This is a genomic window from Polynucleobacter sp. 39-46-10 (assembly GCF_002282275.1).
On record NZ_NCJB01000112.1, the window covers coordinates 1 to 7,576 of the forward strand.

The 7,576-nt window shown below is 44.9% G+C and carries 11 protein-coding genes; 2 read left to right on the forward strand and 9 right to left on the reverse strand.

Features of this window, described 5'->3' with window-relative positions; genetic code table 11:
- From B7X71_RS09865 to B7X71_RS09875, 3 genes are all read right to left on the reverse strand, one after another.
- Nucleotides 1-660, reverse strand: a 660-nt coding sequence (locus B7X71_RS09865) for a cytochrome c (RefSeq protein WP_293600638.1), incomplete at its 3' end; no start/stop codon positions are given.
- Nucleotides 644-2,044, reverse strand: a complete 1,401-nt coding sequence (gene soxC, locus B7X71_RS09870; protein ID WP_293598199.1) for a sulfite dehydrogenase — start codon at nt 2,042-2,044, stop codon at nt 644-646. The genes soxC and B7X71_RS09865, both read right to left, overlap by 17 nt.
- 35 nt (nt 2,045-2,079) lie before the next feature.
- Nucleotides 2,080-2,421 carry a metalloregulator ArsR/SmtB family transcription factor gene (locus tag B7X71_RS09875; protein WP_293598200.1) on the reverse strand — a complete coding sequence of 114 codons (342 nt, stop codon included), beginning with the start codon at nt 2,419-2,421 and terminating at the stop codon, nt 2,080-2,082.
- A 101-nt stretch (nt 2,422-2,522) separates the two neighbouring features.
- On the opposite strand from B7X71_RS09875, the gene modB reads away from it, so the two are divergent.
- Both modB and B7X71_RS09885 read left to right on the forward strand, forming a co-directional pair.
- Nucleotides 2,523-3,173: a molybdate ABC transporter permease subunit gene (modB, locus tag B7X71_RS09880; RefSeq protein WP_293598201.1), complete on the forward strand. Its 651-nt coding sequence runs from the start codon at nt 2,523-2,525 to the stop codon at nt 3,171-3,173.
- The gene (locus B7X71_RS09885) at nt 3,173-4,282 is read left to right on the forward strand and encodes an ABC transporter ATP-binding protein (protein ID WP_293598202.1); all 1,110 of its coding nucleotides are present in this window, start codon (nt 3,173-3,175) and stop codon (nt 4,280-4,282) included. The genes modB and B7X71_RS09885 overlap by 1 nt, the downstream gene beginning before the upstream one ends.
- Before the next feature lie 72 nt (nt 4,283-4,354).
- On the opposite strand, the gene B7X71_RS09890 is transcribed toward B7X71_RS09885, so the two are convergent.
- From B7X71_RS09890 to B7X71_RS09915, 6 genes are all read right to left on the reverse strand, one after another.
- Nucleotides 4,355-4,567: a DUF2892 domain-containing protein gene (locus B7X71_RS09890; RefSeq protein ID WP_293598203.1), complete on the reverse strand. Its 213-nt coding sequence runs from the start codon at nt 4,565-4,567 to the stop codon at nt 4,355-4,357.
- A 48-nt stretch (nt 4,568-4,615) separates the two neighbouring features.
- Complete coding sequence (locus tag B7X71_RS09895; RefSeq protein ID WP_293600639.1) at nt 4,616-5,593, reverse strand: rhodanese-like domain-containing protein; 978 nt, start codon at nt 5,591-5,593, stop codon at nt 4,616-4,618.
- Nucleotides 5,594-5,606: 13 nt separating this feature from the next.
- The gene (locus tag B7X71_RS09900) at nt 5,607-6,230 is read right to left on the reverse strand and encodes a hypothetical protein (protein WP_293599493.1); all 624 of its coding nucleotides are present in this window, start codon (nt 6,228-6,230) and stop codon (nt 5,607-5,609) included.
- Between the two features lie 9 nt (nt 6,231-6,239).
- Nucleotides 6,240-6,473 carry a hypothetical protein gene (locus B7X71_RS09905; RefSeq protein ID WP_293599494.1) on the reverse strand — a complete coding sequence of 78 codons (234 nt, stop codon included), beginning with the start codon at nt 6,471-6,473 and terminating at the stop codon, nt 6,240-6,242.
- Nucleotides 6,474-6,492: 19 nt separating this feature from the next.
- Nucleotides 6,493-7,062, reverse strand: a complete 570-nt coding sequence (locus B7X71_RS09910) for a YeeE/YedE thiosulfate transporter family protein (RefSeq protein WP_293599495.1) — start codon at nt 7,060-7,062, stop codon at nt 6,493-6,495.
- Between the two features lies 1 nt (nt 7,063).
- Nucleotides 7,064-7,576, reverse strand: a 513-nt coding sequence (locus B7X71_RS09915; RefSeq protein WP_293600640.1) for a YeeE/YedE thiosulfate transporter family protein, incomplete at its 5' end; no start/stop codon positions are given.

Consider the following 7,576-nt stretch of genomic DNA (forward strand, 5'->3'; position numbering starts at 1 on the left):
CGAACCAATTTGCACAAATGGAACGCAGTTATGCATGCAAGAACTTCCGTTGACATCTGGTTTGTCTTTTACATTCCAGAAGCCATGTTTAGTCGTCATACCATTTCGGTTTGGCATTTTGACTTCCGCAATATTTTTATCGCTCAGCACAAAATCATCCGGAACGATTTCGCCAAGACTGAGGATAAAAGCAACAACTGCATAGGTATCGTCGGGCGTTAAAGATCTTGGGGCATTCCATGGCATCGCACGGTAAATATAATCCCACAATGTAGATACCGTAGACACCTTCATTAAGGTCGTTCTTTGGGGTTGCTTCATATCATTTAATGAGGCAACGCGGCCTGTCTTTACATCATCTTTTGTTGTTCCACCAGCGATAGGGGTAAAGATTTCATTTGATTCACCAAAGGTGCCGTGACAACTTGCACACTTAGCCTCCCAAATAACTTGACCTTTTTCTACAGATCCAGAGCCCTTGGGTAGACCCTTAAAGTCAGGGCGAACATCGATATCCCAAGCGGCAACTTCCGCAGGAGTAGCCGTTCTACCAATACCAGGAAATTTGGCTGAGCTAGATTGCGCTAAAGCTTGTTGAGAAGTAATTGCGATGAGCGCTGCCAATCCTAGGCTGATACTAAATTTATCCAACTTGAACATTGCTCACCTCGCCGTTTGAATCCAATTTCCATGATTGAATTGCATTGTTGTGATAAATCGATCTAGTACCGCGTACATTACGAAGAGTCTTGATCGAAGGTTGAATATAGCCAGTGTCATCCATCGCACGGGACTGAAGAATCGCAGGCGACCCATCCCAAACCCAATCAATGTTGAAGCGGGTAATTGATTTCGTAAGGACTGGAGTCTCTAAGCGCGCAGTGCGCCAGTTATTGCCACCATCAAATGAAACATCAACACGGGTGATTTTTCCACGGCCAGACCACGCCATACCACTCACGTTATAGAAGCCCTTATCAAGCAATTGTTGACCGCCTGATGGTGTTGTAATAACCGATTTGCACTCTTGGATTGATGCGTATTGACGGTGCGTTCCGTCTGGCATCAGTTCAATATAGTGAACCGCTTCATCTTTAGCATTCCAAGGCATATCGCCTACCTCTAAACGACGCAACCATTTGACCCAACTAACGCCTTGAACACCGGGCACTACCAAGCGCAATGGGAAGCCGTTTTCTGGGCGCAGCATCTCACCATTCATTGCCCAAGCAACGATGGTGTCGTTGAGACAGCTCTCCAAGTTGATGGTACGCGTCATGCCTGAGCCGTCACCGCCCTCAGCCAGCATGAACTTTCCTTTTTTGAGGTCAGCACCACATTCTTCAAGTAATACCTTTAAAGGAACGCCAGTGAACTCGCAGCAAGAAAGCATACCGTGCGTATATTGGACCGTAGGAACGGCAACGTTACCCCACTCCAATCCAGTGTTTGCACCGCACTCAATGAAGTGTGTACGAGAAACAGATGGCAACCTCATCAAATCATTCATTGTAAAAACGCGTGGGTTTTTAACTAAGCCATTCACCATCAAACGGTGAGTCTCAGGATTGAGGTTGTACCAACCTTGATGGTGGCGCTCAAAATGCAAGCCATTGGGGGTAATTGTTCCAAACAAACCTTGAAGTGGGGTAAAGGCAACTGAAGCAGCTGATACACGAGTTAAACCAGGAGACTCGCGACGAATTAGATTTGATTCATAGATAGATGGGACGCCATAAGGCATGGTCGCCACATTCTTACCCAAAGTAGTCTGCCATTCTTGTTTTTCAAGAATCGCAGGATCGCCTTCACCTGCTGCCATAGCTAGCGGAGCTGTTAGACCTGCTGCCACACCACCCAGTGCAGACATAAAGCCCTTACGTAAGAATCCGCGACGATTTTCATCTAAGCCATTTGTATTAATGTCGGCGATGAGTTCTTGAGAAATAAAATGTTCAGGCGCCTTAACAAGGCGAGCTTGATTGGCTGGCTTTTCGATAGCACCGATATCCTGCTCACTAATTTCTATTTGTTTTTTGGTCATGTGATCTCTACTTTGATGAATAGATACTTAAAAAATTAATGCAGACTTTCAGCCATCTTTGCACACACCGTTTGACACATCTTGACGGTTGCGTTATCTGCGATGGAATAAAAAACAATCGTCCCCTCTTTACGTCTCAGCAATATCCCTGCCTTATGAAGAGCCGAAAGATGACGGGATACATTTGCCTGACTAGTGCCGCACAACTCAACAACTTCGGAAACAGACTTTTCACCGCTACAGACCGCATACATGATCCGTAGACGTGACGGCTCGGAAAGTACATTGAAATAATCAGCAACACGGGAGAATACTTTTTCCATTAGTTCTGGAGAAAGTGACTTTGTAGTTTTATTGGCTTTAGCTTTGATATTCACAGGCTTGAATTATATATACGTGTGTATGCATATTGGACACCGAAGATGCAAATACTTATATAGTGGGATACCCTAGCCCCCAAACACAATACAATCAAAAAATGGATATTGATGCAATTTTGCTGTCCTTAAAGCTTGCTTTTTGGACCATGGCTCTGATACTGCCGTTTGGGGTGTGGGTTGCCCATAAAATAATTAAGTTAAATAAAAGTCGACCCTGGCTTGAAGCTGCCTTGGCCCTTCCACTAGTGCTTCCGCCCACAGTCTTAGGCTATTACTTTCTGGTTTCATTTGGCAACGCCAGCATTTTTGGGATGCCGCTAGTTTTTTCATTCACTGGAATTCTCGCCGCCTCATTAATTGTCAATATTCCATTTGCAATTCAGCCCATCCAAAGGGCATTTGAGACTATTAACCCCGAAATTCGTGAAGCCGCCCAAGTGAGCGGTCTAAGCAATTGGCAAATCTTTCGCTTGATAGAGCTTCCCCTGTCTTGGCGAGGCATTACCGGTGCAGCTGCTCTGACTTTTGCCCATACACTTGGGGAGTTTGGGGTAGTCCTTATGGTCGGTGGCGCAATACCGAATGAGACAAAAACAGCATCAATTGCAATTTACGATAAGGTCCAAGGCTTTGATGCCGATGGTGCTGGCACCATAGCCCTTGTTCTTCTGGGCATCTCCCTGGTTTGTATTGCGCTGTCTTACGGGGTATTTGGACAAAACCCAAATCGTCGCACAGGCCTAAGCTGATGTTAAAAATCAAGATTAGCCAAACTCTCCCCAACCCACTGCAGATTAATCTCGAATGTGCGCCAGGTGAATTACATGCTCTAGTTGGCCCCTCTGGAAGCGGTAAAACTACAGTGCTCAGAACTATTGCCGGCCTAAACAAGCCTGCCACCGGAAAGATCGAGTGCGACGAGGAGGTTTGGTTTGAATGCGATGACCCCCGCCCTAAAGCCCTGCATCTAGCGCCTGCAGCACGTTCATGCGGATTCTTATTTCAACAATATGCGCTGTTTCCACACTTAAATACCTTGGGGAACGTATTGATTCCATTACAAAACTCTGGACTTACTGGAAGCAAACGTAATGCCATTAGCATGGACTTATTGGATCGGATGGGCATTTCCAATTTAGCTGTGCGAATGCCGCATCAGCTCTCTGGCGGACAACAACAACGGGTTGCCCTCGCAAGAGCCCTAGCACGCCAGCCAAAAGTATTGTTGCTAGATGAGCCCTTTTCAGCAATCGATGCGCCAACCCGTCAGGGTTTGTATAAAACCCTGGCAGATCTCCGCAAAGATCTCAACATCCCAATCCTATTAGTAACTCACGATTTACGCGAAGCGGACTTGCTTGCGGACCAGATTACCGTCATAGACAAAGGTATTAGCCTTCAAACTGCCGCACCGCAGGTCCTGTTTCAAAGACCAAGAAATTCCAGGGTTGCGGAATTGGTTGGCATTAACAATATGTTTAACGGTGTATTCGACTCCGGTAGCTTGAGTTGGGATGGATGCAAAATGGTTTTTAGTGTTACCGATAAAGGCAAGATACCTCCTAAAGTTCGTGTTGCCTGGGTTATTCCGCAAAGTGGATTAAGTGTCCATAATAAACCTACCGAAAATAGCGTCCCTGTATTGGTTGAAAAGATGAGCAGTCTTGGACAGATTGCAGTCATTCAATTGAGGATTCAAGACAGTGAAAATACAGTCGAATGGGAGGCCTCTTCAGCCGAAGTCAAAAGATTAAAAATGCAGGTCGGAAGCCTAATGCATCTTGAGCTAGATGGAGATCAGATTCACATCATGCCTTTGCGACCCATCAATGATCCTCGGCGCTTTGTTGATCACTAAGGCCTCAACTCTTTAAAGGAAAAAAAGCGCTTGCTAGACTTTTATCTAACAAGCGCGTTATTTAAAACGGAATTATTTGCAGCAACTGCCGCCGTCAGAATCGCTGCCACCAGTATTAATTCCTAATAATGGATAGGCTGGGCAAAATCTGAAAATTCCTGTCACCAAAGGAACGATACCAATCCAAGCCCAGGCACCAGTTGTTCCCGTAATAGCCAAACCAATCAAGACTAGACCAATGACAATACGTAACATACGGTCAATACCGCCAACATTGCATTTCATATCAAATCCTTTTTTATATTCACCGTGAGAGAAAAGTCTAATTACTACTTAATTGAGTGGAACGCCTACCAACGGACGACCTTCTAAAGTCCATAGGTAGAGAGATCCGTCATAAAGCTTGGTCGATTTATTGCCAACTAATTCAGACATAACAAACCAACCACCAGCCGCTAAATGACCGCTATTGCAATAACTAATCGCAGGCGTCTTTGGATTAATTCCGTTGGAAGTTAGCAATGCGTTGTATGTATTTTTATCCCAGAAATACAATACTCCTTTTGCAGGCTTTGCCAACAACTCAGGAGCTAATTCCTTTGCGCCGGCAATATGGCCATATGCACCCACATAATCACGTTTATTTAAACCAAAGTACTGAACAGGCTGACGGACGTCGATCAAAGTAGATTTACCTGTTTTTGAAGCCAACGCCACCTGCTCTGAGTTGGCAATCAATTCCTTGCGCTCAGCCTTACCAACCCATGTTCCATTAGCTTTAACCGATTGGGCCACAGAAAAATCACGGCCTTCAGAAAGCCAGCCAGCCATACCGCCATCCAATATGGCGATATTGTCCTCACCATAAACCTTAAATTGCCAATACGCGCGTAAAGCCTCATCAACGTCAGATATATCTAGGGCAACAGGAACTAGAACGATTGGTCTGTCAGAATTAATTCCCACTGACTGAATAATTTTTTCAAAGTCAGCTTTTTCAGGAATCAGATATTTAATCTTTTTCCCGTCAATCATGCGATCAGCTCTCACCTTTTTAAAATCAAGTAATGTGGAATCTTGAATATGTCCACCTACCTCTACTAAAAATTTCTTCCCTGTTTTTTTATCAACTTCAAATTCAGGAGCTCGGGTATAACTAGCGACATCGCCACGAACCTCCAAGATCTGAACCTCTGATTGATTCGCAGCAAGCCACTCTGCACTGACTAATGGCCCCGGCAAATTTACAGCTTGTACTAATCCGATAAAACTTGTAATCGCAATAGTCAGTCCTATTTGAATCTTTTTCATTTGAACTCCTTGATTAATTTGCAGGTAATAAATATTGTGAAAGTCGATCCAATAAATCAATCTTACTTTCAGTTAATACATGGTGATTCCTTGAGTCGAGAACCAAGTTTCGATCACCAAACTCAATCTCTAGCTGACCAATTTTGCGGTCCCTACCGACTATCAATGCTTCCATATCCATAAAAAATAGCTTTGTAAGCACACTAACCCAACGAGACACCGGAGACAGGCGACCCTTCGTTGCCATATCAAAATTATGCAACTCAACTAGCACCAGGTCTGCGGAGATCAGCTTCTCCCCAGTGACCCACTGGTTTGTAGTGAACAGACGAACCGGCAAACCTTGCTGATTTAATGCGATACCAATGAGGTGATGGAATTCCACCCCATTACGCTTAAATAAATGGAAATGGCCATGCTCACCATCCAACATCTCATCGGCTGCATGCGCATGGTAATAAAACTCATAACCACTAATCGGATCTAAAAGGTCATTTTTTGGATAGTGATTCCACTCAATAAACTCTCGCGCGCCACACAGCGCAGCTTCGCTAAGCGTCAAACCTTTTTTCGCGTAGCGCGTTTGGATGCTGGCGATTTCCTGAGCCGCCAAGCAAAGGGTTGATTGAATCAGCATTGAGATAAATTAATCTGCAGATTTACGTTTTTTAGGGCCGCAAGGATTTGCTGGGCCACAGGGATTGGCTGCTTTTTTCTTGGCTGGACCGCATGGATTGCTCGACTTATTCTTGGGACCACAGGGATTTTTTTGTTCGGCGTTAGCTGGATTTGCAGGAGCATCTGCAGCATTTGCCATCGGTGCTGCAGCCAATCCCGTTAAAGCTAAAGCTAATGCAGCTACTGTTGTTTTTGTAAACATTGTTTTTCCTTTTGAATTATTAAATTTCTTGAGAACTGACAGGGCCTGCGGATTTTTTCTCCATCCATGTACCCAAAATAAATACACCAATTACGGCAAGAACCATGACGACATCTATAGAAATACTTGAAACATTGAAGAGTTCTGGCAATGAATCTATATTGGCAATTTCACCCAAAGTCGTAAGAGATTCAATACTTGGATAGATCCCTGCAAATAGGATTGTTCCTAGCAACAATCCAATCAGAAAGATTCCGGCGTCAATACGACCTGACATCAAGCCAACTACCGAGGTGCCGGGGCAATAGCCGCCAATGGCGAAGCCCGCTCCAACAAACGCACCACCTAAAGCTGCAGCACCTAAGAATGATGGTGGAACAAAAAGGCTCCCACTCTCCACGAATCCAGTTTTTTCTAAAATCAAAAGTCCGACTGCAGCAAACACGATTGCAGTAAACATCACTTTAAATACGGACCAGTCTGTTAAACGAAATTGCCCCGTTAACTTATTAGGATTACCAAAACCAGCCCGCTCCAGTACAAAGCCAAAGGCTGCTCCCAGCAATAAGCCCGAAAGAATTGCTCCCATCTTATTTCTCCTGTTTCATTAGGCGGCTAGCTAACAATCCAACCGCGAAGAATGTGCCTAAAAAGGTAAATCCAGCCAAGCTGAGTACAGCCGCTCCAGACAAACCAAGACCGCTAGTGCAGCCTGCAGCAATACGTGCTCCAAAGCCAGCTAAGGCTCCACCAAATAACGCAGTTAACGGGCGCTTAGAGCCGCCTAAAAATTTCTTCCCATCTAACTTAATCGCAATTCTCCCGGCAAAGAATGCAGATAAGAGTGCGCCTATTGCAACGCCAATCACCTGCCATGTGATCCATGCGTCTAAGGGCTTGCCTTCCTCAACCATTCCACCAAGATATTCGTTAGCATTTGTTGCTACTGGCGCTAGATACATTCCAAACCATGCTGTTAGACGCGTTGTAAAGCCTGTAGCACCTAGACCGTGTCCGGTAAAAGCAAAGGTTGATAACAAAACTATTCCGAGCAGGATGCCCGCAACCAAAGGATTCCAATATGGAGCCGGTTGAACCTGCGT